Genomic DNA, 26,531 nt, shown 5'->3' with positions numbered 1-26,531 from the left:
ACCCTTTTGCGAGACAAATTAACAGCCCACCAATTCCTCGATAACAATTCCGTAACACCCTATCGGTACCTCTTAGCTCGTTACGATCACGTTAAGGCGATCCGTATTCTGAACCGGGAGACACAGGAGAGGTGTGGGTGAACTGACGGGGCGAGATACTGGGATTGTCAGGCAGGCGGTCGGGTCTCGGGGAAAGCGATGGGGCATGAACAGGGCATGGCGGGCGATGATCTGGGCATTGGTGTGGTGGAGCATGGACTGCCTCAGTGGAGGAGCCTGCGACGCGCGTGAATCCCGCGGGACGGCAAACGGGCGCCCGCTCGCGGCCTCGGCGCAGGAGTCGCCGGGGATGGTGCGCCAGGATAACCCGAAGCCGGCGACCGGCGCACCGGCGCGCCGCGAGGCGGAGGCCGGTCGTGCAGAGACGCAGCCGGAGATGACCCCTGCTCCGGACCAGCAAGCGGTGCGCTTCGCCGTCACCACGTTCATCGTCGAGGGCAATACGATTCTAGATGAGGCCAAGATTGAGACCCTGCTGGATCGTTTCAAAGGGAGTGAGAAGCAGATCGCAGATGTGGAGGCCTCGCGTCTCGAGTTGGAAAAGCTGTACCACGCGGCCGGCTATCCGACGGTGCTGGTCAATCTTCCGGAGCAGACGATCGAGGGAGGCGTGGTCAGGCTTCAGGTCATCGAAAGCCGGCTCATGGAGATCACGGTGACGGGCAACCGGTATTACAGGTGGTCAAACATTCGCGGCAAACTTCCGTCCGTCCAGGTCGGAGCGCTGTTGTATGAGCCGACGTTTGTGAAAGAGCTGGCCACGCTGAACGGGAATCCCGATCTGAAAGTCGCGCCGATCCTCAAACCGGGGACGGAACCGGGGACCGTGAATCTTGAGCTGAGGACCACGGATCGTCTGCCGGTGCACGGAAAGCTTGAGGCCGACAACAAGGGCCCCATCACCACCCCGTCGAACCGCCTCACCGCGGAAATCCAGCATACGAACGTCTTCGGCGGAGACGAAATTCTGACGGTGAATACGGTCCAGACACCGACCGACTGGGGCGCGGTCCAGAACTATGGGATGAGTTTCGTGTATCCCGTGAAATGGCCCGACCATCTCCTGGCGGTCTATGCCTCTAAATCGCAAAGCAACTCCGTGCTGGCCGGATCGGGGATTGCGCTCGGAGGAGGAGGCGACGTCTCTTTCGCCGGTAACGCGACCATTGGCGGTGCCCGCTACATCATGCCTCTGTTTTCCGGAGGGAAGAACACCCATCAACTGTCAGTAGGAATGGATTACAAACGTTTGGAGAGAACGACCGCGTCGTTTCCGGACGGGGGGACGGCCACGGTGCTTGGTCCGCTCCAGTACACCCCCGCGTTTCTCGGGTACACCGGTTTCTATCCGGATCAATACGGGCTCACGAAGGCAGCCTTGTCCGGAAAGGGGTATGTAGCGGGGATGATATCGGGCGGGAGTAAAGAGGATTTCGCCGGAGACCCGAACGATCCCTACAACCAGCCCGGGCACCGCAAGGGATCAAGCGGCACGTTCGGGGTGGTGCAGGGCGCGCTCGATCGCATCCAGGCCCTGCCGGGAGACTTCTCGCTCGCCCTGCACGTTGACGGGCAGTGGGCGACCGAGCCGCTGATTCCCGCGGAACAATATTTCGCCGGCGGCATGGACACGGTGCGCGGCTATCTCACCTATGAAGCCATCGGTGATTACGCCGTGCGCGGCCGCGCCGAACTGACGACCCCTGAACTCATCGCAATCCCGATCGATCGCCTCTGGCAACGGCGCAAGAGTTCCGACTACACGATCAGGGTGAAGGCGGTCGCCTTTTACGATGTGGCACAGCTGTGGATCGCGGAAGCGCCGGCCGGCCAAACCTCGCAGTTCAGGCTCGAAGGCGTCGGCGGCGGGTTGCGGATCAAGTTTCCCAAAGATGTGGGCCAGCTCATCATTGATGATGGATTTGCGCTGAAGCAGACGCTCAACACGAAGCGCGGCGATACCTTCATACATTTTTCCGTCGGATTGGCGTTTTAGCACTCGTGAGGTCGCAAAGATGAAGACTCTGAAGCAACATTCGTTCATCGCCATGCTGGTCGTCATCGCCTACGGCGTGCAGATGCTCGTCGTGCCCGTGTTGCTGGCCAATCCCACCGGGCCGGCCGTCGTGGCCGGAGAAGCGGCGGTGTCGGGCCTGGGCACCTCGCAGGTGACGATTACCCAAGCCTCGCAGCGGGCGGTCATCAACTGGCAGCAATTCAACATCGCCCCCAACGAGTTGACCCGGTTCATTCAGCCGAATGTCAACGCCGTCGCGTTGAACCGGATCTTCGATCACAATCCCAGCCAGATTTTCGGATCGCTGAGCGCGAACGGCACCGTCATTCTGCTGAACCAGAACGGCATCGTCTTCGGGCCCAATGCGCAAGTGAATGTCGGAGGACTCATCGCCTCGTCGCTCAACCTGACAACTGAAAACTTCATGCGGGGCTTCTACTCATTCGAGGGGGCCGGCATCGAGGGGCTCGTCAAGAACATGGGCGCCATTCACGGCGCTCACGAAGGAGTGTATCTACTCGCGCCCAACGTCGAAAACAGCGGCATCATTACCACGGCCGGCGGGTCGATCGTGCTGGCGGCCGGAGCCAAGGCGTATCTATCCAATCGGCCGGACGGGCAGGGATTCCTCGCCGAAATCTCCGCGCCAGTCGGCCATGCCGTCAATCTTAAAGACTTGATCGCGGACGGCGGCAACATCACGATGGCCGGTCGCGTCGTGAATCAGGAGGGCCTGGTGCAGGCGAACAGTGTGCGGGAACGCAATGGCAAGATCGAGCTCTATGCGAGCGAGACTCTCACCCTCAAATCCGGCAGCCAGACCATCGCGAAGGGAGGCAGCGAGGGACTCTCCGACGGGGGAACGATTCTCGCGGTCGCCGACAAGTTGACGGGATCGGCCACGTTCGAAAAGGGAGCCACGCTGGATGTTTCCGGTGGAACCGCCGGCGGGCATGCCGGGTTTGTCGAACTCAGCGGGAGCCGCGTGGCGCTCGGGGGGCGCTTTGTCGGCACGGCGCAAGCGGGTTTTCGCGCCGGGCGGCTGCTCATCGATCCGACCCAGGATCTCGACCTCACCGGATTTACTGCGACGGATTTTTCGAACATCACGTTCGAGACACCGCGGGATGCGTTCGGAAATTTTCTGCCTGATTGGGATCTGCGGGTGACCGGATATTTTGACTTGAATGCCCTCCAGCCGCCCCCTGGAGGGGGCACCATCAGATTCGAAGCGAGCCGGGATCTGATCTTCAACGACCTGCTTCTGTGGAATAACCCGTTCGGCGCAGCCGCCAGGTGGGATATCGTCGGAGTCGCCGAGCGCAGCATCCTGTTTACCGGATTTACCGGGACGACTCTTCAGACGGCCCATGGCGGGGGGATCAATCTTTTGGCCAGAACAGGAAGCGTCAACTTGATCGATTCGGCAACCGGAGCCCTTTCAACCGTTCATACCAATGGGAGCGGAGGTATTTCCATTACGGCAGGTCAGGACTTGGTGGCAAGCACCGGATTCGATGAGTCCGGCGGGCCGCTGGGGCTTTTCAATATCCAAGGTCTCAGCATCGAAGGACCGGGCCGGCTCAATCTGAATGTCGGAGGCAATTTCATCGGCGGCCTCGCAAACGGAGTGCGGACAGGGCCGGGGTTCGTGTTGCGCAATCCCGACACGACGGTTCCGCTGCCGCAACATACGGTGAATGTGGCGGGCCGTATCGGGGACACCAACCTTACGCTGGGGGCGAACGGCCTGCCCCTCACCGCAGCAGAACTGCGGGCGCAGGGGTTAGCTTCGGAAACCGAGTCGTCCGCACGTTATGCGGATTTTGCCCTGTCCAACGGCGATCTCAGTGTCACCGCCGGGGGAAATATTTATCTCAGCCGCATCCGGGATGCGGGCCTTGTAGGCGGGCTCGATCCGGCCACCGGCGTTCCGCGTGAGCCGGCGTTTGCGGCCGGATTGGAACACAACAGAGCGAGCATCGTCTCGAATGACGGACATATCCTGATCAACACCAACCCGCGTGACGCCGGGCGGCAGTCGACTAATATAGAGACGCTGAGTTCCCTGCTGCCCGCATCGTTCGAAGCGAGGGCTGATCATGGCACCATCCAGATCCGCTCGAATCTAACCTTCCTTCCGTCCCCGACGGGATCGGTGCGGATCTTCGCGCGCCAGGATATCCAGGGCGTTCCCAAGCTTCTGCGGGCGGATGATCCCAATTTCATCTGGCTCTATGTGGGCTATGGAGGGTTGGCCGGAGGACAATGGGTGGCGGTCGATCAACGCACGCTGCCGCAGCGGCCCGATCTGTGGCCGTTCCTGGCGAATAGGCCGGGTAGCGCCACTCTGCCTCCCAGGCCGGCCCAGGATCAGGCCCCCCCATCACTGTTTCCTGAGTCCGCTAAGATCGATGTGGACGGGAATCCTCCCACAGTCAAGCTGCTGGAGGTCGATCCTGCGGCATTGGCCGGTAATATCGATCTCGCCGGCGTGTCGGCCTTGGTCAGCAATAACCGGCCCGTGGCGGCAGAGAACACCTCCGCGCTGGCGCCGGTGAGTTTCATCGCCGAATTAGGAAATATCAGCAAGCTGGCACTGAATCTTGTCAGCCGACCGTTCCATAAGGACATCACAATCCAGGCCGGGAATCGCATCGAACAATTCAATGCCCAGATGTATCTGCCCGATCTGGGCACTCAAACCCACACGGTCACCGAACGGGTTCCGTTCTTTCTCGATCCGGTCACGAACCAGCCGCGCCCGATCAGGAACGCTGATGTGATTCTGATCCGCGATCCGATCACCAACGCCGTCAGGCCGTGGGACAGAACGGAATCAGTCGATCCGGCCAACCTGGTGAACGTCCTACTGCGCGACGCCGTGGTCACGGTTCCGACTCCGAGACCGGCCGCGACCATCGCCGCGCGCGAGATCGTATTGAACCGGAGTTCGTCGGCTGACGGCGGACTGCAGTTCTTCGGACCGGGCACCGCCAGGGTTGTTGCAAGGGAGAACCTGGATCTAGCGAACGGACGAGGCATCAACCTGGACCGCATCCAGGCCGGCGATCAGGGGGGGCTCCTCGACATCGCGGTCGGCAACAATCTCGACATGGTGACCTCCGGAATCTTCAGCCGCAGCGGAGCCGGCATTTCGATTCACGGGTACGACGAAGCCAGACCGTACCTCCTGGGTTATGACAACAGCGCCCTCTATCCCCTGCAGTTTCCAGACTCAGTCCGTGGAGGCATCAATCTCCCGGCCGTCGGCGGCCGGGTGAACGTGGGCGAAAACAGCCCGCGGTCCTCCGGAGGGAACAATGCGCCCACCGGCATTCAGGTGGTCGAAGGGGGGTCCGTCGGGTACATGGCGAGAACGGCGACCGCCAACGCGGACGGCACAGTCACGGTGCCGATCGTGAGGGATCCGGCGGCGATTCTGATCAGAGCCAGGGGCGATATCGATGTGAACAAATCGCGCATCGCCACCTTCGGCGGCGGCGATATCCGGCTCACGTCGCTTGAGGGCAACATCAATGCGGGGAGCGGCAGCAAGAACGAACGGGCGCTGTTCAGAGTCTATGTCCCTGACCTGGACAGCGCGGGAAACCCGCGATTCAATCCCGACGGGACTCCTGTCCTTCTAGAAAGGGTCTTCGAAGTGCCGGGCAGCGGGATCTTTACCTTCCATCCCCAGGATCCGCAGCCGCTGGTGTTCCCGTCATTCAACGATCCGGAGATCAACGCGCTGATCGCGCAGGCCAACCGCGAGGGATTCCTCGGCCGCGATGTGTCGGCTCTCAACGAACGGGCGAACCAGTTGCGGGCGGAGCGTTTGCCGATTTTCAACGAAACGGTGCTGAGGCCTTTTATCGCCAACTCGAGGCTCGGCGACATCGTGTTAACGGCCGAGCGGGGCAGCATCATCATTCCTCCAGCCGGCATTCGCGGGCGCACGGTGACCTTGAATGCGCGGGTCATCGATTTCCAGGGGGGTTCGGTGGAGGGGATCGTGGAGTTTCCCCGTCCGCCCATCCTTCCGCAGCCTCCGGTCATCGGCGGCGTGGGGCCGGCCGGTGCGGCGGCGCCTCCGGTCGCATTGGGCGGCGGAGGGACTGCCGGCGCCGCTTCCACGACGGCGGCGGCAAGTGCGACGGGCGTGAAGCAGTCGGATGCGGTGCAAGAAAGTGCGGTGGAAGCGTCGACCCAATCCAGAGAAACCAAAGAAGCGAAGAAAACCGATGGCAAGTCGATCGCGACGCAAGTGGCCAAGTCCGTACGCGTAAAGCGGGGCGTGGTCATTCAGGTCGATGTGAAACCGCAGGCCCAATAAGGCGGTCAACCAGAAAGGACGGCGCACATGGATATGAGTTCAGGGGGCGTAGCGTTCGCGCTCAACCACGCAACGCTCGAAGGAAAAATCACCATCTCGACGTTGCTGTTATTTTCGCTCGTCAGCTGGACGGTGATCATCAACAAGTTTCGCCAGTTGAGCAAGGCCAAGAAGCGGAACGGACTCTTTCTCGGCTACTACTCGAAGTCCAAAGGCCCTCTGGTCATTTTCGGCAAGGGCCCGGTCAAGCAACTCCAGGGCTCGCCGATGTACGACGTGTATTACGGCGGGTGCGAAGAGTTGAAGGCGCAGCAGGAGAAATACGGGACGGAGAAAATTCCGCATCACGGCATGAGTGCCGTGCGGATCGCGCTGGAGCGGGTCCTCGGCGAGGCGGCGGTCGGGCTGGAGTCAGGGATGATCGTGCTGGCCACGGCGATCAGCGGCGGGCCCTTCATCGGCCTCCTCGGCACGGTGTGGGGCGTCATGGATACTTTCGCCGGCATCGGGCGAGCCCAGTCGGCTACCCTCGCGACCATGGCGCCGGGCGTCGCCTCGGCCCTCATCGCGACGGTGGCGGGCCTCATGGTCGCGATCCCCTCGCTGTTTTGTTACAACTTCCTCGTGACGAAGACCAAAACGCTCACGATGGAACTCGACAATTTCGCGGCCCATCTCGAAACCGTGTTCATGACGGACTATCTCCAGGAGAGGAAAGGGGCGGCAGCCGAGACGGAAGATCTCGAGGACTATCGTCCCGGCGGACATCGCCAGGAATCCGAACCGTCCTCAGCGGCGACAGGACACTAGAGTGGGATAAGGCGAGAGGCCAGGGGCGAGCGGCAAGGGGCCTGGAGCATATTCCGACCCATTACCTCTCGCCTCGCACCCCTCGCCTTTTCCTGAAAGGAAAAGATGAGACGTTTTTCAAGAAAGAGTCACGGCGCGGTTTCCGATATCAACATGACCCCGCTGCTCGATCTGGCCTGGGTGCTGCTCGTGATCTTTATCATCACGACGACGGCGGCGGTGCAGGGGATTGAGCTTAAGTTGCCGGAATCCACTCCGCACGAAACGGAAATGGAGACCACCACGCCGACGCTGTCGGTGAAGAAGAACGGCGATGTCTATATGGACGAGGAGCGCGTCAAGCTCGACGAACTGGAAAAACTGATTCGCGATTTGAAGGCGGCGAAGGGCGGAAAGCTGCCGTTGGTGCTCCGTGGCGACTCCGGCGTGGAGTACAAGCATATAGTCGCGGTGCTGGACATTCTGCAGCGCATTCCGGTCGAGGATCTGGCTATAGCGACGAAACCGTTCAATGAACCGTAACAGGATGTTGAAACTGCCTGCCTGCTTCGTTCTCGCATCGCTCAACCCCTCAACGTACCGCAAGGGTACGCCTCGGGGCATCGCTCGCTGCGGCCTTGCAGGACAGACAGTGTGAACATCCTGTGGAGTCATGCGAAGCGTTTCTCGCCCAGATCAGAGCTGATGGCTGCCGGCGAATAGTTTCCCGAGATTGGACGTTTCACGAGTGACGAACCATGGCTGGCTACAAGGGGTTTGAAAAGAAGAAGAGCAAGCTCGGCACGACACTGATGATCGTGGGGCTGGTGCATCTTGGCATCGGGGGCGGGCTCTATTGGGTGGCCCAAACCCAATGGGGCCAGGACCTCATCAAGGTCTACAAGCTCAACGCGTTCAAAAAAGAGGAGCCGCCTCCTCCGCCGGAAAAGGAACCGGAGCCGGAGCCCGAGCCGGAGCCGCCCAAGCCGGAACCGAAGCCGCAGGAGGTGCCCCCGCCCCCGCCGCCCCCTCAGTCCGCTGAGGCCCCGCTCCCGCCGAAAGCCTCGGACGCGCCCGCTGGTCCCCCGCCGGTGTCCTCCGATCCCTTCGCCATCGGCAAGAGCCGGGGCCGGTTCGCCGGCTATGCCGACATCGTGACAGCCTCGATCCAGGCCAAGTACCAGCAGCCGCCCTCGCTGCCGGAAGAACTGGAATATGCGGTGCTCTGCGAACTCGTGATCGACGACCAGGGACGTGTCTTACAGTATCGGCTGGTGAATTCTTCGGGAAGCCTCCTGTTCGATCAATCGGCGCTGGAGGCATTGGCGAAAGTGACGGAAGTTCGTCCGCCTCCGCCGGGGATGGACCATACCATCGTCGTCAAATTCTTTCCGCCCACGTAAGGATGCGCGTTCTTGCATGCCGCTGGTCTTCTTGTCCAGGCGGCCAGTCGCAGCGCTCAGCACTTTCCTTCTCCCTTCCCCCTGTGGCCGGTTCTTAATCGACAATTTACGCCGTTGAGAGGCGGGCCTAACTCTCTCGTAATCCGCTCCAGGTACAAGGAACGCGGAGACAGGGGGAAGCGGAGCGCTCCGGTCTTGTGCGAGGCGTCCCCGCATTCACAGAAGCCGGTAACCGGAGATTTCACAATGTTAACGGGCCTCGAATCGAGGCCTGATGTCCCTGTAACACGGGACTGAGACAAGAGTGCCGCGACCCTCGATAGAAGGTCGCGCCTCTTCTCTCCAACGCCGGAGGGAGGTGAATCGAGATCATCGCAGGGCGACGGGACAAGGTCAGTATCATCAACCATCTGAGGAGGAGTGAAGCATGAGACTCACGGCATTCAAACGAACGATCATGGCGTCGGTCCTGGCGGTCGCCACGGCGGTGGCGGGACAGGCGCAGGCGTTTACCTTTGGAGACGGCGACCTGGTGCTGGCGATTTACGGGAACAGCACCGAGGCCCTCTACAATCTGGGCAACTTCAACACCAGATTGAACTCGGGCGCGACGTTCAGCCTTGACGTGTCCGCAGGGTTGGCGGCGGCACAAGTGGGGACTACACCGGTGAAGTACACCATTCTCGGTTGGGATACGACTCTGGCCAACGGACAGATCCATGCGGCCACGACCTTTGACGCGGCGCAACTGACAGGAACAAAGGATTTCGGAACGCAGTTCATTGCGTCTGCGGTGTGGTCGTCACAGCCGTTGTTCGCAGGAGATACGATCAGCCGGACCGATTCCTTGAATCGTTCCTTCACTCAGAATTTGAACACCTCCGGATCGGGACAGTTTGAAGGCGCCTGGCCGCTGGCCATGCAGGGCAATCTCGATCAGGTTCTGAACATCATGCGTGGCAATGTGGAAACCAGCGCGTTTACGCAGGTCGGTCGGGTGCTGCTCACCAGCAGCGGCCTGTTGACGATCGGCAACCCGGGCCCCACTCCCGTGCCGCTCCCGGCCGGCGTGGTGTTGTTCGGCAGCGGTTTGATCGGGCTCATCGGGATCGCCCGGCGCTCCTTCAACCGGATGGCCGCCTAGTGAACGGGGCGAATTGACGGGATTAACTACTTTCTTCTGAAGGAGATCAGCTATGAAGTGCACGACCCAGTACATGTCGATTCTGGCCGGCGCGCTGGCGCTGGCCGGCCTGGCCGGGACGGCCGAGGCCCAGACCGCCCTCAATGCCGGCGGCTCATCGGCCGGGCGCAATTTTGCGACGGACGTGCCCTTGAATCTGTGCGACGCCGCGCCGCTTCCCAGCCGGTTTGCCAGCGCGGACAACAACAAGATCACCTGGGTGTGCAACCGCGGGGGGCTGCCGGTGATCATGCGCTATTCGGCGACCGGCTCCAGCGACGGCGTCAACAAGCTGCTTCAGCCGGCCAGCAATCCGGCCTCCAACATGCTGTTCCTGGACCACACCCTGACGACCGGCTGCACGGGTCCAACGTTGGTGACCAGGCCTGCGGATGGCAAGCAGTACAACAACACGACCGGCTGCAATAACGCCAATACGATCAGCCTCCCGGTTCATCTGGGCGCGTCCGATGTCCAAGGGGCCTCGTTTCACCAGAGCGGTCCGTTGGGGACGACGGTGAGCCCGCTGGACGACAGCACCCTCACCAGCGTCACGACGGCGATCGTGCCGTTTTCAATTTTTGTGGGCAAGGGCGTGGTGAAGTTGGATGCGGCGGGCACGGGCCCGGCAGGAGCAATCAGCGGGCTCTCTCGCTTGGAGATTGAGCGTATCTTCTCGAAGCAGGTCACGGACTGGAGGCAGTTGGGATACGGCACGGTGACCGATGCGGCGCCCGGTGTCCTGGAAGCCACGTCGCCGATCACTCTCTGCATGCGCAGCGCCGGATCAGGCACGAAGGCGGCCTTCGATGAAACCGTCATGATCAATGCGACGGAAACCCTGCTGGCCAATACCACGTCGGTGTTCAGCTCAAGTTCGTCGGGCGTGTTGACCTGCCTGGCCGGGAATCGCCGGTCGGTCGGCTACATGGATGCCGATGCCGTCGTATCGTTTAATCCGGGCGGCGCCAACAATGGCCTTGCCTATGTGGTCCGGCTGGATGGCGGCTTGGCCCACGATCCGTCCCTCACCGATCCGAAGCGCGACCTCAAGTGCGGCAAGTATGCCTATTGGGCAGGTTGGCGCTTGAATCGCCGGACGGCTTCCGAAGGCGCCGCCATTGACGCCTTGGCCCAGGCCTATGTGGACAATGCCTCGGCGCAAACCACGATCGCGATCATCCCCACCGGCGCCTACTGGGCGTCCGATGAGGAAATGGCAGTGAGCAAGAATGTGGACAAGGGTCCGCTCATTTGGAAAGCGGGCGCTCACCCCGAGTGCCGCTAACTCACCTCGGTAGGTCACAGGTGTGCGGCCCGGCGGGCATCCGTCCGGGCCGCACCCAGGGGAAAGTGTTCGTTGTCCTGGATCGAGGTCATGGGTTTGCGCATGACCCAGCCGCCTTTCTGATCTCTCAGGCCTGAGTGGCTCGTCTTTCCCGGCCCCCGTTGCAGCATCGCTGCGGCTGGGGCCGTGTCTTTTTCTGTCTTTCAATTACACGTGGGCCGGGATACTGATAAAGGTGACGGGGATCTGGCCCTGTGCGCAGCGGGTCTGCCGGCACGCCAGGGAGAGCGGTTTCCGCAGGACCGGCTAAATCTTGATCGAAACTTAATCGAGCCAGAACGAAAATGTTACACAGGTGTTACCCACGGCTTCTATAAACGATTTGCAGGAATGAATTGCGTACCCTTGTGTTACAGAGCGGGGTAAAGGTTCCGATTACCCTGAAGACAGGAATTTGTTTCTTCAGTGGGCTGACTGTGAGAATTGGCTCCGAATAAAAGGAGGGCGTTATGAACGCGTTGTTCACGCTGGGGGTTGGATTTGTGCTGGCAATGGTGTCGTTAGGGGCTTTTGGAACCCGCGCGGAGGCCTTTGCGATCGGCCAATTGGAATTGACGTCGGGGGCCGTGAATTGGGACGGGCGGCAGGGCCGCATCCTCGACCGGCTGTTCGATCGTGACGGCATCATCACCCCGGGATCCTATCAATCGATGACCGAGATCGTGGATCCACTCGCGCGCGGGCAGAAAACCTATTCGCTCTTCACGAGCGGCTTGAACGGGGCCTCTGCGCCCTCGGCGACGATCAGCGGCTCATCGATCACGGTCGATCTCTCTTCCCTGTTCTTCGGCTGGATGCGCGGCAGCGAGCTGCAGGCGTTGAACATCGGTGGCGTTGCGCAAGGATCGTTCAACCCCGAGACCTCTGAGTTCAGCCTTTCCTGGAATCATCTTTTCGGCGGCCACGCATTCGAAGGAAGCTCAAAGCGGTCGGATGAAGGGGGCCATCACCGGGTTGCCACGTTCTTCCTGCAGGGAACGGCAGTCGGGCTCCCTCCCACTCCGGTGGCCATTCCTGCCGGCCTTGTGCTGTTTGCCAGCGGTTTTGCGGGGATCGGCGGGTTGGCATGGCGGAACCGGCGCGCTCAGAGGGCCGGTGCGGCAGCCCGTGTCCTCCAAGGCGTTCCATGTAGTCTCAATGACTTATGCCTCACCGGTCGAGGGGTACCGCGGTCTTTCCGACCATCATTCCGCCTCAGAATTAACACGTCGTTAACTGAACCTTGAATCCCTTGTGGCCACGGCTCCGGGGAACCCCGTTACACTCCCGTTCACTATCGGTATCGGAACGTGATGATTCCGGCGACGTGAGGCAGGGGTCGTTGGTCATGGCCAGGATCGTATGCAGGGAGCGAGGATGAAGAAGGCTTTGATTACGGGAATCACGGGGCAGGATGGGTCGTATCTTGCTGAATTTCTCCTGGCGAAGGGGTATGAGGTGTACGGGATCATTCGCCGCTCCAGTTCGTTCAATACGGGGCGGATCGACCAGATCTACGAAGACCCGCACCTTCCCGAGGCGCGGTTGCGCCTGGTCTACGGAGACCTCAACGACGCCAGTTCGTTGAATAAAGTCCTTCGCCGGGTGCAGCCCGATGAAATTTACAATCTGGGCGCGCAGAGTCATGTGCGCGTGAGCTTCGACATTCCTGAATATACGGCGGAAGTGACGGGTCTGGGGACCTTGCGGCTGTTGGAGGCGATTCGCGAGACCGGACTCCGTCCGAAATTTTACCAGGCCTCCTCCAGCGAGATGTTCGGCAAGGTGCAGGAAATCCCGCAGCGTGAATCGACGCCGTTCTATCCCCGGAGCCCCTACGGGGCCGCGAAGCTCTATGCCTATTGGATGACGGTGAATTACCGGGAGGCCTACGGGTTGTTTGCCTGTAACGGGATCCTGTTCAACCATGAGTCGCCGCGTCGCGGGGAAACATTCGTCAGCCGGAAAATCACCAAAGCGGCGGCCCGCATCAAGCTCGGCCTGCAACGCGAACTCTTTCTGGGGAACCTGGACGCCAAGCGCGATTGGGGATTCGCCGGCGATTACGTGCAGGCGATGTGGATGATGCTGCAGGCGGCGGAGCCGGATGATTTTGTGATCGCCACCGGCGAAACCCATTCCGTGCGGGAGCTTCTGGATCTCGCCTTCGGCGCGCTCGAACTCGATTGGACGCAGTACGTGAAGATCGATCCGCGCTACTACCGCCCGACCGAAGTCGATCTCCTGATCGGTGATGCAGGTAAGGCGGCGCGTGTGCTGGAATGGCGGCCCAGGGTGTCCTTTCCCGACCTGGTCCGGATGATGGTGCGGGCTGACATGGAGGCGGAACAGCAGCGGATCACGGGTGTCCAAGCGAAGGCGGAGCTATGTACTTCTGGCGAGATCAAAGGGTTGTGGTAACAGGAGGCGCCGGCTTTCTGGGCGCCTGTGTCGTCGAAAAACTGAAAGAGCGCGGATGTGGCGAGATCGTGGTCCCGCGGAGTCGGGACTACAATCTGGTGACGATGGGGGCCGTGCAACGGCTCTATGACGAGGCCCAGCCTGATCTGGTGATCCATCTGGCCGCCAGGGTCGGAGGGATCGGCGCCAACCAGGCCCACGCCGGGGACTTTTTCTATGACAATCTGATGATGGGCGCGCAACTCATGGAAGCGGGCCGGCGCCGTGGCCTCAAGAAGTTTGTGGCGCTCGGCACCATTTGCGCCTATCCGAAATATGCGCCGGTTCCGTTTCGGGAAGAGTCGTTGTGGGACGGCTATCCCGAAGAAACCAATGCTCCGTACGGGCTCGCGAAAAAGATGATGCTGGTGCAATCGCAGGCTTATCGGGCGCAATACGGGTTCAACTCGATCGTGCTGTTTCCGGTCAATCTGTACGGCCCCCGGGATAACTTTCACCTCGATACTTCCCATGTCATTCCCGCGCTCATTCGCAAGTGTGCGGAAGCCAAAGAGCGTGGTGACGCCTCCGTGACTCTCTGGGGAGATGGCTCTCCCACCAGGGAGTTCCTGTATGTGGACGACGCGGCGGAAGGCATCCTTGAAGCGGCGGAGCATTACGACTCAAGCGAGCCGGTGAATCTGGGAACCGGCCAAGAAATCTCGATACGGGCCCTCGCGACCCTCATTGCCGGGGAAGTCGGCTTTACCGGCGACTTTGTGTGGGATGCCCACAAGCCCAACGGACAGCCTCGCCGCTGCGTCGATGCGACGAAAGCCGCCGAGCTGTTCCACTTTCGCGCCAAATATGGCCTGTCGGAAGGCATCCGGAAGACCGTGTCATGGTTCCTCGCCCACCGGGACAAGCTTCGGGAAGTCTCGTTCTGACCGGAACCTCTCCATTCCTCCAAGCCTGCTGATCGCGCGGCGAATGATGGCCTTCTGGAGGCGCCCTCTCGCCAATAGGTGCAGTACGTTTTAACGATTTGTTAACACAAACTTGAGGCTCGCGTGGTCCCCCGCGGGACCGCCCGCAGTAGACTGAATCTCTCAAAATAGGAACAGGTAGTCGCCAGGCGGGCCAGCCGGATTCATCCGGGATCGTGCCATAGGTGAGATGACTCCCGGGTTCCTCGCCGTCTTAGACCATCGTGAGGGGAGTGGGTGCCATAACAGTATGAAGATCTGTTGTCTGGAGCCGGTTCTTGCTCCCTACAGTATTCCTCGTTTCAAAGTGTTTCAGTCCATGAGACAGGAGGATCATGTGTCGGTCATGGCGCTGGGCGCCACTGAGAGTATTCGCGAGTGGCAGGTCGAGAAAGCCAATCTCGTCTTCGATTTTTCCGAAGCGTTTCCGGGAGAGACCCTTGAACGGATTGACGCGACGGCCCTCGCCGCACGTGTCACCCGTTGGCTCAACGACTCTGATCCGCAGGCGGTGGTGATCACCGGCTATTACTACCCTGCTATGCGGGCGGCTGCGCGCTGGGCGAAGAAGCATGGGCGGGCCAGCATTTTCATGGGAGATTCGCAGTGGGTGGATCGTCGGCGCAACCTGCTCAAGGAACGGCTCAAAGGGTGGTGGGTTCAACGGCACTATGACGCGGCGTTTGCGGCCGGAGAACGAACAGTGGCGTATCTCATGCGGATGGGTTTTCCCCGGGAACGGATCTGGACGGGCTATGACGTCGTGGCGAATCAGGACTTTGCGGACGGGGCAGCGGCGGCGCGGTTGCAGGCCGATACGATCCGACGGCGTCTTGGCCTGCCGGAACAGTATTTTCTCTTTGTGGGACGGTTTGCACCGGAGAAAAATCTGCCGCGCTTGCTGGAGGCCTATGCCGGATATCGAGCGGCAGCCGGACATCGAGGGCGGGCGTGGGGTCTGGTCCTGGTCGGCAGTGGACCGCAAGAACCGATGTTGCGGGAGCAGGCCAGGAATCTGCCGGATGTGGTGTTCTCAGGCTTCCAGCAAGGGGATACGGTGTCGGCCTACTACGGACTGGCCTCTTGTCTGGTTCTTCCGAGCGTCAGCGAAACGTGGGGGCTGGTGGTCAACGAAGCGATGGCGGCGGGGTTGCCGGTGCTTGTGTCGCACCGTTGCGGATGTGTGCCCGAGCTCGTACGGCCCGGGGTAAATGGGTATGTGTGTGATCCGTTGGATACCGGAGGCATGACATGGCTCATGGCAGTGATGTCCTCGGATGTTGCCGATCTAAGGGCAATGGGCGAGGCCTCCAGGCAGATCGTGGCGTTGTATACCCCGGAGACCTGGGCCCGGACCCTCGCAGACTGCATCGAGCGGACCGTCGCCGGTCAGCGGGAAAACGTGGAGACGGGGGCCTTCAGGTGGTGGAATCCGGTGGGCTGGCTCCAGAGACAGCGGGCCGGTTCCTATTTAAAGGGCTGAGCTTTGCGCCCGCTCGCTTCGGAGGAGTAGGGCGTGTCTGTTCGAATGGTGGCGTCGCCAATGTCTTCATCGCTCCGCTCCGTTGTCTCGCCGAACAGGACGGTCGTTCCGGACCAGGGTGGGGCCCCTGTCGAGAGACTGCGGCGCGCCGTTGCCGACGGCGTGCGCCCTCTTTGTCAGCTGTCCGGGTATTCCCTGCTGACAGCCTTTGGCCTTGCGGTCGGCTTTGCGCGTGAACTCACGATCGCTTCCACGTTCGGTGTGAGCCCGCAGCTGGACGTTTTTGTCGCCGTCATGACTCTGCATCTGTTCTTTGGCGCGCAGATCGGCAATGCGCTGGAGACGGCGTTCATTTCCAGGGGGAGGCGCGATGGCACCGCCGCCGCTGTCAGCCGGTCGTTGAAGCCGGCCCTGTGCGGCTTGTGTCTCGTGAATCTCGCGGTGGTGGCGTTTCTGTTGGGGAGCGGAGGGTTCTTGTTGCGCAGCCTCTTTCCGCATTTCGATGCCGTGCAAGCGACGTCTGGCGTGCGGATGCTCCATTGGCTGACGGCGCCGATCGTGTTTGCCAGCACCGCTGGCCTGCTTCGCGGTGCGCTTGCGGTGCTGGGCGTGTTCGCTCCAGGGTTTGCGGCCGGATCCATCATCTCGGTCTGTTCGATCGCATCGATCACGTTTCTGTCTGAGAGGCTGGGGATCGATGCGCTGATCCTGGGCGTAGCTGCGGGAAATCTGCTCGTGATGCTTCTCTTCGCCGTTCAGCTTGTCAGATTGACGTCGTGTACATCGTCGGGGGCAATGGCCACTGCCCGTGACGGGTGGTTCGTGCTTTGGGCGGCGGCAGGCACGATTCTGTTGGGCGAGGTGGTGTATGCGGCGGTGGCGGTAACAGAGCGAAGCCTGGCCTCTTCGCTTCCGGGAGGCTCGATCGCCGGGTTCTTCTATGCGAGCACGATCGTCTCTGTGCCGCTGTCGCTGCTGGTGATCCCGATGACGACGATGACATTTCCCCGGATGGTGGACGCTTTTAGGGAAGACCGGAGGACCGGCCTGGCGATCCTCCGGAAGCAGGGACTGCTGTTGCTGGGGATCAGCGTCTCGGTGGTAGCCATCGTGACGGTGTGCGCGGAGTCGATCGTGGAGCTGGTCTTTATGCGCGGCAAGTTTTCGCTTGAGCATGCCCGCTTCACCGCCTCCATTCTGTCGATTACCGTGTGGGCGCTGCCCTTCATGAGCCTTAGTCGGGTGTTCCGCAATTCCTGTTACGCGCTGGCGGATTATCGCACGCCCATTGTGGGGCTCAGTCTGCAGTGGCTAGTGCTGGCCGGGCTCGGAGCGGTGCTCGTGCCCAGTATCGGGGTGCAAGGGCTGGCCCTCGCGATCGTGGCGGGTGAGGTAGCGACCAGTGTGACGATGGGGAGTCGATTGGCGATGCACATGAGGTCCGCATGAGCATTCACCCGGAAGATGACTTCAGCGAAACCGCTCCACGGGGGACTCAGGTGGGCCTGGTGTTGGGGCTCTGGCTCAGCGGGGTCTTTGCGGCCTCACTCGGAGGGCGGCTGGAGAGAGCCCATGAAGGGACGGCCTCCATGGTGCTGCTCGGCGCCGCTGTGCTATGGCCGGTTCTGTACTTTGCGATGGGGGGGTGCCGTTTCGTTCCGCGATCGATGCCGTTTGCGGCGACCGGCGGTCTGATTCTCTTCGGGGCGGCCTCGGCCCTCTCCAGTTTCATGAGTCCGGTTGCCCTGCTCTCGACCGGCTACGTCGTGCTGACTCTGGCGGGCATCTGGCTGGCGTTGCAATTCAACTCGAATCTGGATGCCGATCAATATGAATGGGGATTGAAAGTGTTCGCCGTTCTCATGACCGGTTTACTGGCCGGGTTTGCCTGGTACGACTATGTGCCGGGGACGCGCCTGGGCAACGGCAAGGATGTGCTGAATCCCAATACGGTCGCGCTCGTGTCCACGTCGGTCCTGCTTGCGTCGATGTCGATCAGGACCTTGGTGCTCCGTCTCGCGGTGATGGGACCGGTTGCCGGGATCATTGTCCTGACCAGCTCGCGGGCGGCGGCGGGGGCTGCGGTGGTGGGGCTGGTGTTGGTGCTGTGGCGTCGCCTCCGGGCCCGCCGTCGGCCGGTGCTGTTGTTCGCCGGGATGGCGCTCCTGTTGGCGGTCGGCGTGACGATCGCATACGGCGATCTGCTCTACAAGACCGCAGATCGTTTCTATGCGCTGAGCAGCGCCGATCGCGGCATCAGTTCGGGGGCGTCGGGGCGGGTGACGGCCTGGAAGGGGACGTGGGAGTTATTTGTGCGCAATCCCGTGCTCGGAGTGGGGTTCCGCGCCCATGAACATCTTCTGAAGGCCGACACCTCGGCGCACAACGGGTATCTCGCGACGCTGGCGGAAGTCGGGGTGCTCGGATTTCTCGGCGTGCTGTATCTGGTTGTGCGGGGGCTGCATCTGTTATGGGCCGACTCACGTGACCCGGGCCGGGCGTTCGTCCAAAGCATTTTATTGGGGCTCTGTGTCGGGTATATCCTGCTTGCGATCTTCGAGCGGTATCTGATCAATGTCGGCAATCCGACCTCGCTCCTGTTTCTCGTGAGCGTGATGAGGCCTGGGGCAATGGAAGGGCCTGAAGCCGAATCGGATGAGTGGGTGCCCGAGCCTCTGGATGACGTGGCTGTCGGTGAACCATGGGAGGAGGGTTACGGACATGGGTAATCGCGGATCCGATATGCCCTGTGAAACGCGGGAAGGTCTCATGCCGGGGATCGGACGGGATTCTGTCGCGGAGCGGCCCGGTTCTCTCGTGGAGAAGGGCAAAGAAGTTCTCAAGCGGGTCCGGGCGTGGCTGCTGGTTCGTCTGCGATACCGGGGGGCGCTCGTCGGCAGAGGATTCCACGTAGGCAAGGCGGTGAGTATCGGTTCGGGTTTCGTCGCCGGGGATTATGTCTACATCGGCCCGTACTGCCAGCTGCCGCCGCGCGTGCACGTCGGACATTACTCCTCGCTGTCGGCCTATGTCTCAATTGTCGGGGCCGATCACAATTACGATATTCCCGGGACGCCGATCGTCTTTTCCGGCCGTCCGCCGTCCTGTGTCACGAGGATCGGCCTGGATGTGCTGATCGGCCATGGAGCGATTGTGCTCCGGGGGATTGCGATCGGCAACGGGGCGGTGGTCGGCGCCGGGGCCGTGGTGACGAAGGATGTCCCGCCCTATGCGGTGGTCGCCGGGGTCCCGGCCCGGGTGCTCCGCTACCGGTTCGATGAGCGGGAACGAGCCATCCATGAGGCCATGCTGACGCGGCCGACCAAACGGGGCCCACATCCGGGGCCATTGAGGTAACAGGATGCAGAGGGAGTTGCCGGTTCAATCGTTTCCCAGTCCGCACTCGTACCAGAATCGCATCGGCCGGGTATTGTGGACGGCCGTCTGGCTCGTGTTCTTCCGTCCCAGCCCACGGCCGTTCCACGCCTGGCGGCGCTGGCTGCTTCGGCTGTTTGGAGCGCGCATTGAGCGGGGCGCGCATCCGTATCCATCGGCCAGGATCTGGGCCCCATGGAATCTCTCGATGGAGGAAGGGAGTTGTCTCGGGGATCATGTCGATTGTTATGCCGTCGATCGGATCACGCTCGAACCCTATGCCACGGTCAGTCAATACGCCTTTCTCTGTACTGCCGGCCATGACTATACGGTGAAGGCCATGCCGGTCATCACGGCTCCGATCAGAATCGGGCGGCGGGCGTGGGTGGCTGCCGATGCGTTCGTCGGGCCCGGGGTGATGATCGGCGAAGGGGCGGTGGTCGGGGCGCGCGCGAGTGTGTTTCGCCACGTCGATCCCTGGACGGTGGTCGGCGGGAATCCCGCCCGCATCATCAAGAAATATGCGCCGCCGAAGGAGTCAGCATGAGCCCCGTCGCGAACGAGGCAGCATCATGAGCGTATCGATTCTCATCCTGACGCTGAACGAGGAGGCCAACCTGCCTGAGTGTCTCGGGTCGGTGCAATGGTCCGACGACATTGTGGTGCTGGACTCGTTCAGCAGCGACGGGACGGTGAAGATTGCGGAGGGAATGGGTGCGCGAGTCGTGCAGCGCCGCTTCGACAATTGGTCCGCCCATCAGAATTGGGCACTCGAGCAGATTCCGTTCAAACACCCCTGGGTGTTTTATCTCGATGCGGACGAACGGATGACGGAGGAGTTGAAGGACGAACTGGCCTCGATCGCGCGGGACCCGGGCCTGAGCGCCGTGGCCTACTACTGCGGTCGCCGGAACATGTTTATGGGCCGCTGGATCAGGCATGCGATGCCGCCCGGCATGATTATGCGGCTGTTTCGTCCTTCTCATGTCCGATTCGAGCGGCTGGTCAACCCGGTTCCCGTCATCGACGGCCCGCACGGGTATTTGCGCGGGATGCTGGTGCATTACAACTTCAGCAAGGGCATTTCGGAGTGGATCGATAAGCATAACCGCTATTCGCAACTGGAGGCGCACGAGGGGATGAAGCTGCTCGGTCAGCCCTCGCAGTCCTCGGAGGCGCAGCCCGGGCTCTTCAGCCGCGACCGTGCGCTGCGCCGCCGGGCACTCAAGAACCTGTCGTTCCGGCTGCCCTGGCGCCCCTTCATCAAGTTTGTCTACTTGTTCGTGTGGCAGAGGGGATTCATGGATGGCCGGGCCGGGTTCACCTATTGCGTGCTGCAATCCTTTTACGAATATCTGATCGTGCTGAAGATGCGGGAACTCGAGCGGCGGGCGCGCGGGCTGCCGATCTGAGAGGAGCCGGGGCGGCAGACTCTGCCCCTCCGGATACGTATGGGCAAGACCATTTTTGTCAATCGCTACTTTTATCCCGATCACTCGGCGACAAGTCAATTGCTGAGCGACCTGGCGTTCGACCTGGCATCCCGCGGGCAGGACATTCATGTGATCACCGGCGGGCAGCTCTATACCGATCCCCGGGCGTCGCTCCTCTCCGAGGAAGTGATTCGGGGCGTGCATGTCCACAGGGTGCGTACCTCGCGCTTCGGCCGTGGCAGCCTCTGGGGACGGATGCTGGACTATCTGACCTTTTACGCCGGCGCGACATGGCGGTTGCTGCGATCGATCCGGCCGAGCGATGTGGTGGTGGCCAAGACCGACCCTCCCATGATGTCGGTCTGTGCCGCATGGGCGGTCGCGCTCAAGCGGGGGCTGCTGGTGAATTGGGTTCAGGATCTGTTCCCGGAGGTGGCCGGGGTGCTGGATGTGTCCGGCGTGCGGTATGTGGCCCCGCTGTTGAGACGCGTGCGTAACGGCTCCTTACGGAAAGCTCAGGCGAATGTTGTGCTTGGCACGATCATGGCGCAACGTCTCCGTGACGAAGGGGTTCCGTCAGACCGCATCACAGTCATCGAGAACTGGGCGGATGGGGATCTCATCCGGCCGGTTCTTAAGGAAGACAATCCGCTGGTGCGCGAGTGGCAACTGGAGGGCAAGTTCGTATTGGGGTATTCCGGCAACATGGGCCAGGTCCACGAGTTTCAGACCATGGTCGAAGCCGCCGATCTGCTCAAAGCGGCGGAAGAGGTCGTCTTCCTGTTCATCGGCGACGGAGCCGGTCGTTGCTGGCTCGAAGCCGAAGTGGCGGCGCGCGGCCTGACCAACGTGCAGTTCCGTCCCTATCAGCCCGCCGATCGTTTGCGGTGGAGCCTGAGCCTGCCGGATGTCCATCTGATTTCGCTGCGGCCGGCTTTGGAAGGCCTGATCGTGCCCAGCAAGTTCTACGGGATCGCCGCAGCGGGCCGTCCGGTTATCTATGTCGGCGATCCCGATGGAGAGATCTCCCGCATTCTGCAGCGCGAACAATGCGGGTGGAGCTTCTCTATCGGCAATGCGGAGGGGCTGGCCGGAAGGATCCTGTCCCTTTCTGACGAGCGGCATCAGGTGATCGAAGCAGGGCTGCGCGCGCGGCGCGCATTCGACCGGCAGTATGCACGCGCGCATGCCTTGCAGACCTGGCGGGCGCTTCTGGAGGCCGTCCTCGCTGCCGCACTCAGGAGCGATGAGGGGGTAGCGCAAAAGATTCCGGTTGCAGTCGGGGACAAGTAATGGCTTGGGATCGGCTGAGACCGGTGCTGTGTGTTTTCGTCGCCGCGGCCGTGGCGGGCATCTTGTTGCCCCGCCATCCTGCAGCGAGCGATCCGCCGGTGACGGCCGCCGACAAGCGGCCGTTCGTGGTTTTCGATGCCACGCTCTACAAGGACAAGCCCGCGCTCGGGACTTATCACATTCGGCCTATCACGGTGTTATATGAGTCGCGTCTCTTCGTCGCCAACCAGTCGCCTGCTGCCATGCCGCCCGAGGTCATGGTGCGGTCTCTCGCGAACGAACTGCGCGCCTCACGGGAGCCGGTGGTCATCGATATCGAACGATGGCCGCTCAAGGGAGAGGGGGCCGCGGTGCAATCGGCGGTCGCCAAGTTTCTCTCCGTGCTGTCGTGGGCCAAGGAGGAGGCGCCCGGCGTGTCATTCGGCGTCTACGGCACGGTACCGCTACCGGACTACTGGCGCGCCATTCGCGATCCTGCGGGCGCGGAGTTTCGATCCTGGCAGCAGGACAACGATCGGTTGGAGGGGATCAGTCAGCGGGTCGACGCGTTATTTCCCTCTCTGTATACCTTCTATCCTGACCGGCAGGGGTGGGTGACCTATGCGGTCGCCCAGATCACGGAAGCCAGACGGAAAGCGCATGGGAAGCCGGTCTATGCGTTTCTCTGGCCGCAGTACCATGAATCCAATCGATTGCTCGGCCATCGTCCGCTCGATCCGGACTACTGGGAGCTGCAGTTGAATACGGTTTACCAGCATGCGGATGGCGTCGTGATCTGGGGAGGCTGGGGAGAGAACGGGCCGGATTCCTGGAACGACGAGGCCCCCTGGTGGCAAGTGACGAAACGGTTTCTCAAGCGACTGGAGCCACCTGCCCCCGGTCCGTCCGCAGATCGCACGGTTCATTAGCTGAGTGAAGGGTTTGATTTTGCAGGACTCTGTCCTTCCGATGCAGATCTTGAGGCATGGCAGAGTCATACCCGAGATCCTCTGACTCATCCTTCCCTCCCTTTGTTTTAACATTTCGTTAACACAAACTTGATATTCGCGATGCCATCGCTCGACCGGTGAGCGATAGACTGACAAGCCTGATGATCGGCCAAAGTCGATGTGTACTTCCCCGAGGAAGACGAGACGGGATGAGGGGCTCGCGATGAGCGTTCAATCGAGAACAGAGGGGACTCCGCTGTCTCCGCCTTCCGGCATTGCCCCGGTTGCGCTTCCGATGGGCAAGGGGAGCTGGGCGTCGTGGGGCTTCCTGGCTGTCGCCGTAATGCTCCTGGGCTATCTCTACGCAGACAGTCTGCGATTCCTCGGGCAGGCCTGGCTGGAAAATGACAACTACAGCCATGGGCCGTTTATTCCGTTGATTTCGCTTTATCTGGTCTGGCTTCGCTGGACTCAGCTGCAGGCTATTGAGCGGCGTGGCTTCTGGTGGGGGATTCCGATCGTCTTCGTCGGGCTGCTCCTCTATGCGGTCGGCGAGTTTGCCGCCATGTATGCGGTCGTGCATGGCTCGCTGTGGCTGGTGCTTGTCGGACTGATCACGTGTGTGGTGGGAACATCGGGGGTCGCCCTGATCGCGTTTCCACTCTTCTATCTTCTTACAGCGATTCCCTTGCCGGAATTTCTTCATCAGGAATTATCAAGCCGTCTCCAGCTGCTGTCCTCTGCGCTGGGCGTCGGTTGTCTCCAGCTCATCGGCGTGGTGGCCTATCGGGAAGGCAACGTGATCGATCTGGGGCCGATCCAGTTACAGGTGGTCGAGGCCTGCAGCGGACTCCGGTATCTGTTCCCGCTCACGGCCCTCACGCTGCTCTGCGCTTATCTCTACCGTGAATCTCTCTGGAAGCGGGTGCTGCTGTTCTTGTCCAGTATTCCGATCTCAATTCTTCTGAACGGCTTCCGGATCGGGGCGATCGGAGTGTTGGTTGAGATTTACGGGCAGGGTGCGGCTGAAGGCTTCAGCCACTTCTTCGAGGGATGGATTTTCTTCGTGGCGAGTTTGGGCCTGCTCTGGGTTGAGATGTGGTGCCTGGCACGAGTCGGTTCTTCCGCTTCTCGCCGTCCCTTCGGGGAATTGATCGGTTCCCCGCCGGTTGAGACAGGCGGATCGTTTTCGCGACGTTCCGTTCACCCGTCCGCCGTTCGCGTGGCGTCGGGTCCCGTGCTGGCGGGAGGAATTCTGCTCGTACTGGCGGCTGTTGCCGCGCCGTCGTTCGCTCCGCAGGATTTTCCGCCTCCTGCGCGGCAGTCGTTGCTGGACTTTCCGTCGCAGCTGGGCGAATGGCAGGGCGTCTCTTCCGCCATGGAGCGGCAGTACCTCGAGGCCTTGCAAGTGGACGATTACGTGCTGGCGGACTACAGCGCGGTCGGGAAGCTTCCGGTCAATGTGTACGTGGCCTATTACCAGTCTCCGAAGAAAGGCCGGTCGTCGCACTCGCCGAGACAATGCATTCCGGGCGGAGGTTGGGAGATTACGTCGTTCGACACGGTACGGGTGGACCATCATGCCGGAACCGCTCAGACCCTGGACGTCAACCGGGTCGCGATTCAGAAGGGCGGCCAGAAACAGATCGTGTACTACTGGTTCAAGCAGCGCGATCGCTGGGTTACCAGCGAGTATCTCGTGAAGTGGTTTCTCTTTTGGGACTCCTTGACGCGGCATCGGGCCGACGGCGCACTGGTGCGTCTCGTGTCGGCGGTCCATGCCGGCGAATCCGAGGCGATCGCCGACGGGCGTTTGCAGACGATGGCCGGTTTCGTGACGCCGTTGTTGGGCCGCTATGTTCCGGACTGAGGTGTAAGGCGCGATGGGGACGGCGGTATTTTTGAGCTTCATGGGCTCGTTGATCATCTGCATGGCGCTGATCCCGGCGTTGACCGCGTCGGCCTGGCGCTTCCAGTTCATCGACGTGCCGCGCGAGCGCCGGATGCACGCGGCCCCGATCGCCAAGGTCGGGGGGATTGCCTTCGCGGTCGCCACCATTGCCGCCGTCCTGGTGTGGGCGCCGAAGGATCAGCTCGTTCTCGCCAGTCTGCTCGGCGGAGGCATCATCCTATTGTTCGGGGTGTGGGACGACCGGGTCGGTCTCAATTACCGGATGAAATTCGGCGGGCAGGCGCTGGCGGCTGCCACCGTCATTTGGTTCGCTGGTGTCAGGCTGTCCACCATCCCGTTCATGGACGATGTCCTGCTTCCCGGGTGGGTGGCCGTTCCGCTCACCCTGTTGGTGATTCTGGGGGTGACGAACGCCGTCAATCTGGCCGATGGGCTCGACGGATTAGCCGGCGGGTTGTCGCTCATGAGTTTCGCCGGCATTGCGTACCTGGCCTATCAAGCTAACGAGCCGCTCCTGGTGCTGCTGATGGTATCGGTCCTGGGAGGGCTGTTGGGGTTTCTGCGATTCAATACCTACCCGGCCAGGATTTTCATGGGTGATGCGGGCAGCCAGTTCCTCGGCCACTATCTGGCCGTGGCCGCGATTCTGCTGACCGATTCGACGAGGACGGTCTACAGCCCGTTGCTGGCGCTGTTTATTTGGGGAGTCCCTCTCTTGGACACGGTCGGGGTGATGGGACAACGCCTCTTGGAAGGCCGGTCCCCGTTCGTCGGCGATCGCAACCACATTCACCACAAGCTGCTGGCCAGGGGATTGACGCATGGCCAGGCCGTCACCGCGATCTACCTTGTTCATGGCGTGATGGTGAGTTGCGCCTATGTCTTGCGGTGGCAGTCCGATGTCGTGCTGCTGGGGGTGTATCTGTTATGCGCCGCCGCGATTCTCTCGATGTTCATTCGGAAACCGGATCAGGTTGTGCCGGTCACGGCTCCCGCGGAAAGAGTCCGCTCCATGCAAACGGGGAGTCGTTCGTTGCAACTGCCGATCGGGGTATGGGCGCTCACGGCGCTGCGAGTGGCGGTGCCCGCCTATCTCATCCTGTCGGTGGCGATGCCCAAGGCAATTCCCTGGGATGCCGGATTCGTCGCGGCGGGGCTGCTGGCGGCGGTGGTGGGGGCGATGGTTGCGGGCCGCGGAACAGTGTGGGTGGTGCGGGCGGGCCTGTATGTCGGGAGCACCTGTCTGATGTACTACGGTGAAGTCTCTCCGCGTCTTTCCGGAACCGATATGATGGCCCCCCTCAACATCGGGTTCATCCTCCTGGCAGGACTGGTCGTGTTGACCATCCGGTTCGCCCATGCGGACCGGTTTCAGACGACGCCGTTGGACTACTTGATTGTCGCGCTGGCCCTGGTCATGCCGTTTTTGCCGGACATGACGGTAGGTGAGGTGCCGGTGAGCTTTCTTGCCGCAAGACTGGTCGTGTTGTTCTTTTCGTTCGAACTGCTGCTCCACATCTACGCGTCTGCGGCAAGCCGGTTGGGCTGGGTGTCGGCCTGGATGTTGGGCGGGTTGGTGTGGCTGGCATGGTGGTCGTGATCCGA

General features: G+C 61.5%; 20 protein-coding genes. All 20 read left to right on the top strand.

Annotated elements, in window-relative coordinates:
• Nucleotides 1-205 precede the first annotated feature (205 nt).
• The 20 genes from ACO9S2_RS12640 (at nt 206) to ACO9S2_RS12545 (ending at nt 26,526) form a co-directional block, all read left to right on the top strand.
• A complete protein-coding gene (locus tag ACO9S2_RS12640; RefSeq protein ID WP_423722731.1) occupies nt 206-2,056 on the top strand; it encodes a ShlB/FhaC/HecB family hemolysin secretion/activation protein in 1,851 nt (616 codons plus the stop codon).
• A gap of 19 nt (nt 2,057-2,075) precedes the next feature.
• A complete protein-coding gene (locus tag ACO9S2_RS12635) occupies nt 2,076-6,413 on the top strand; it encodes a filamentous hemagglutinin N-terminal domain-containing protein (RefSeq protein ID WP_423722729.1) in 4,338 nt (1,445 codons plus the stop codon).
• Nucleotides 6,414-6,440: 27 nt separating this feature from the next.
• A complete protein-coding gene (locus ACO9S2_RS12630) occupies nt 6,441-7,223 on the top strand; it encodes a MotA/TolQ/ExbB proton channel family protein (protein ID WP_423722727.1) in 783 nt (260 codons plus the stop codon).
• 105 nt (nt 7,224-7,328) lie between these two features.
• Nucleotides 7,329-7,745, top strand: coding sequence for an ExbD/TolR family protein (locus ACO9S2_RS12625; RefSeq protein WP_423722725.1), 417 nt, complete (start codon nt 7,329-7,331; stop codon nt 7,743-7,745).
• A gap of 215 nt (nt 7,746-7,960) precedes the next feature.
• Nucleotides 7,961-8,605 (top strand): TonB family protein, encoded by a 645-nt coding sequence (locus ACO9S2_RS12620; protein ID WP_423722723.1) that lies wholly within the window; start codon nt 7,961-7,963, stop codon nt 8,603-8,605.
• 427 nt (nt 8,606-9,032) lie between these two features.
• Complete coding sequence (locus tag ACO9S2_RS12615; protein ID WP_423722721.1) at nt 9,033-9,749, top strand: VPLPA-CTERM sorting domain-containing protein; 717 nt, start codon at nt 9,033-9,035, stop codon at nt 9,747-9,749.
• A 52-nt stretch (nt 9,750-9,801) separates the two neighbouring features.
• Nucleotides 9,802-11,076 (top strand): substrate-binding domain-containing protein, encoded by a 1,275-nt coding sequence (locus ACO9S2_RS12610; RefSeq protein ID WP_423722719.1) that lies wholly within the window; start codon nt 9,802-9,804, stop codon nt 11,074-11,076.
• Nucleotides 11,077-11,585: 509 nt separating this feature from the next.
• A complete protein-coding gene (locus ACO9S2_RS12605) occupies nt 11,586-12,362 on the top strand; it encodes a hypothetical protein (RefSeq protein WP_423722718.1) in 777 nt (258 codons plus the stop codon).
• Nucleotides 12,363-12,492: 130 nt separating this feature from the next.
• Nucleotides 12,493-13,536, top strand: coding sequence for a GDP-mannose 4,6-dehydratase (gmd, locus tag ACO9S2_RS12600; protein ID WP_423722716.1), 1,044 nt, complete (start codon nt 12,493-12,495; stop codon nt 13,534-13,536).
• The gene (locus ACO9S2_RS12595; RefSeq protein WP_423722715.1) at nt 13,503-14,462 is read left to right on the top strand and encodes a GDP-L-fucose synthase family protein; all 960 of its coding nucleotides are present in this window, start codon (nt 13,503-13,505) and stop codon (nt 14,460-14,462) included. The genes gmd and ACO9S2_RS12595 overlap by 34 nt, the downstream gene beginning before the upstream one ends.
• A gap of 289 nt (nt 14,463-14,751) precedes the next feature.
• A complete protein-coding gene (locus tag ACO9S2_RS12590; protein WP_423722713.1) occupies nt 14,752-15,984 on the top strand; it encodes a glycosyltransferase in 1,233 nt (410 codons plus the stop codon).
• Between the two features lie 33 nt (nt 15,985-16,017).
• Nucleotides 16,018-17,433, top strand: a complete 1,416-nt coding sequence (locus tag ACO9S2_RS12585) for a lipid II flippase MurJ (RefSeq protein WP_423722711.1) — start codon at nt 16,018-16,020, stop codon at nt 17,431-17,433.
• A complete protein-coding gene (locus tag ACO9S2_RS12580) occupies nt 17,430-18,713 on the top strand; it encodes an O-antigen ligase family protein (protein WP_423722709.1) in 1,284 nt (427 codons plus the stop codon). Before ACO9S2_RS12585 ends, ACO9S2_RS12580 begins: the two co-directional genes overlap by 4 nt.
• On the top strand, nt 18,706-19,341 hold the full coding sequence (locus ACO9S2_RS12575; protein WP_423722708.1) for a DapH/DapD/GlmU-related protein: 636 nt from the start codon (nt 18,706-18,708) through the stop codon (nt 19,339-19,341). Before ACO9S2_RS12580 ends, ACO9S2_RS12575 begins: the two co-directional genes overlap by 8 nt.
• 4 nt (nt 19,342-19,345) lie before the next feature.
• Nucleotides 19,346-19,906, top strand: coding sequence for a putative colanic acid biosynthesis acetyltransferase (locus tag ACO9S2_RS12570; protein WP_423722706.1), 561 nt, complete (start codon nt 19,346-19,348; stop codon nt 19,904-19,906).
• Between the two features lie 25 nt (nt 19,907-19,931).
• Nucleotides 19,932-20,771: a glycosyltransferase family 2 protein gene (locus tag ACO9S2_RS12565; protein ID WP_423722704.1), complete on the top strand. Its 840-nt coding sequence runs from the start codon at nt 19,932-19,934 to the stop codon at nt 20,769-20,771.
• 39 nt (nt 20,772-20,810) lie between these two features.
• Entirely contained in the window at nt 20,811-22,085 is a 1,275-nt protein-coding gene (locus ACO9S2_RS12560) for a glycosyltransferase family 4 protein (RefSeq protein WP_423722703.1), read from the top strand.
• Nucleotides 22,085-22,993 carry a hypothetical protein gene (locus ACO9S2_RS12555; protein WP_423722701.1) on the top strand — a complete coding sequence of 303 codons (909 nt, stop codon included), beginning with the start codon at nt 22,085-22,087 and terminating at the stop codon, nt 22,991-22,993. The genes ACO9S2_RS12560 and ACO9S2_RS12555 overlap by 1 nt, the downstream gene beginning before the upstream one ends.
• Nucleotides 22,994-23,237: 244 nt before the next feature.
• Nucleotides 23,238-24,884 carry a VPLPA-CTERM-specific exosortase XrtD gene (xrtD, locus tag ACO9S2_RS12550; protein ID WP_423722700.1) on the top strand — a complete coding sequence of 549 codons (1,647 nt, stop codon included), beginning with the start codon at nt 23,238-23,240 and terminating at the stop codon, nt 24,882-24,884.
• 13 nt (nt 24,885-24,897) lie between these two features.
• Nucleotides 24,898-26,526: a glycosyltransferase family 4 protein gene (locus tag ACO9S2_RS12545; RefSeq protein ID WP_423722698.1), complete on the top strand. Its 1,629-nt coding sequence runs from the start codon at nt 24,898-24,900 to the stop codon at nt 26,524-26,526.
• Nucleotides 26,527-26,531 lie beyond the last annotated feature (5 nt).

Source organism: Nitrospira sp. NS4, from assembly GCF_049546785.1.
GTDB lineage: Bacteria > Nitrospirota > Nitrospiria > Nitrospirales > Nitrospiraceae > Nitrospira_D.
Note: the sequence above shows the minus strand (reverse complement) of the source record. Positions and strands in the feature narration are given on the sequence as shown.

What these genes read in the sequence shown, in the direction of transcription:
- ACO9S2_RS12625 (WP_423722725.1), top strand. Translation starts at nt 7,329, where the DNA reads ATGAGACGTTTTTCAAGAAAGAGTCACGGCGCGGTTTCCGATATCAAC.
- gmd (WP_423722716.1), top strand. Translation starts at nt 12,493, where the DNA reads ATGAAGAAGGCTTTGATTACGGGAATCACGGGGCAGGATGGGTCGTAT.
- ACO9S2_RS12635 (WP_423722729.1), top strand. Translation starts at nt 2,076, where the DNA reads ATGAAGACTCTGAAGCAACATTCGTTCATCGCCATGCTGGTCGTCATC.
- ACO9S2_RS12565 (WP_423722704.1), top strand. Translation starts at nt 19,932, where the DNA reads ATGAGCGTATCGATTCTCATCCTGACGCTGAACGAGGAGGCCAACCTG.
- ACO9S2_RS12630 (WP_423722727.1), top strand. Translation starts at nt 6,441, where the DNA reads ATGGATATGAGTTCAGGGGGCGTAGCGTTCGCGCTCAACCACGCAACG.
- xrtD (WP_423722700.1), top strand. Translation starts at nt 23,238, where the DNA reads ATGAGCGTTCAATCGAGAACAGAGGGGACTCCGCTGTCTCCGCCTTCC.
- ACO9S2_RS12605 (WP_423722718.1), top strand. Translation starts at nt 11,586, where the DNA reads ATGAACGCGTTGTTCACGCTGGGGGTTGGATTTGTGCTGGCAATGGTG.
- ACO9S2_RS12545 (WP_423722698.1), top strand. Translation starts at nt 24,898, where the DNA reads ATGGGGACGGCGGTATTTTTGAGCTTCATGGGCTCGTTGATCATCTGC.
- ACO9S2_RS12575 (WP_423722708.1), top strand. Translation starts at nt 18,706, where the DNA reads ATGGGTAATCGCGGATCCGATATGCCCTGTGAAACGCGGGAAGGTCTC.
- ACO9S2_RS12555 (WP_423722701.1), top strand. Translation starts at nt 22,085, where the DNA reads ATGGCTTGGGATCGGCTGAGACCGGTGCTGTGTGTTTTCGTCGCCGCG.
- ACO9S2_RS12570 (WP_423722706.1), top strand. Translation starts at nt 19,346, where the DNA reads ATGCAGAGGGAGTTGCCGGTTCAATCGTTTCCCAGTCCGCACTCGTAC.
- ACO9S2_RS12620 (WP_423722723.1), top strand. Translation starts at nt 7,961, where the DNA reads ATGGCTGGCTACAAGGGGTTTGAAAAGAAGAAGAGCAAGCTCGGCACG.
- ACO9S2_RS12580 (WP_423722709.1), top strand. Translation starts at nt 17,430, where the DNA reads ATGAGCATTCACCCGGAAGATGACTTCAGCGAAACCGCTCCACGGGGG.
- ACO9S2_RS12640 (WP_423722731.1), top strand. Translation starts at nt 206, where the DNA reads ATGAACAGGGCATGGCGGGCGATGATCTGGGCATTGGTGTGGTGGAGC.
- ACO9S2_RS12595 (WP_423722715.1), top strand. Translation starts at nt 13,503, where the DNA reads ATGTACTTCTGGCGAGATCAAAGGGTTGTGGTAACAGGAGGCGCCGGC.
- ACO9S2_RS12615 (WP_423722721.1), top strand. Translation starts at nt 9,033, where the DNA reads ATGAGACTCACGGCATTCAAACGAACGATCATGGCGTCGGTCCTGGCG.
- ACO9S2_RS12590 (WP_423722713.1), top strand. Translation starts at nt 14,752, where the DNA reads ATGAAGATCTGTTGTCTGGAGCCGGTTCTTGCTCCCTACAGTATTCCT.
- ACO9S2_RS12560 (WP_423722703.1), top strand. Translation starts at nt 20,811, where the DNA reads ATGGGCAAGACCATTTTTGTCAATCGCTACTTTTATCCCGATCACTCG.
- ACO9S2_RS12610 (WP_423722719.1), top strand. Translation starts at nt 9,802, where the DNA reads ATGAAGTGCACGACCCAGTACATGTCGATTCTGGCCGGCGCGCTGGCG.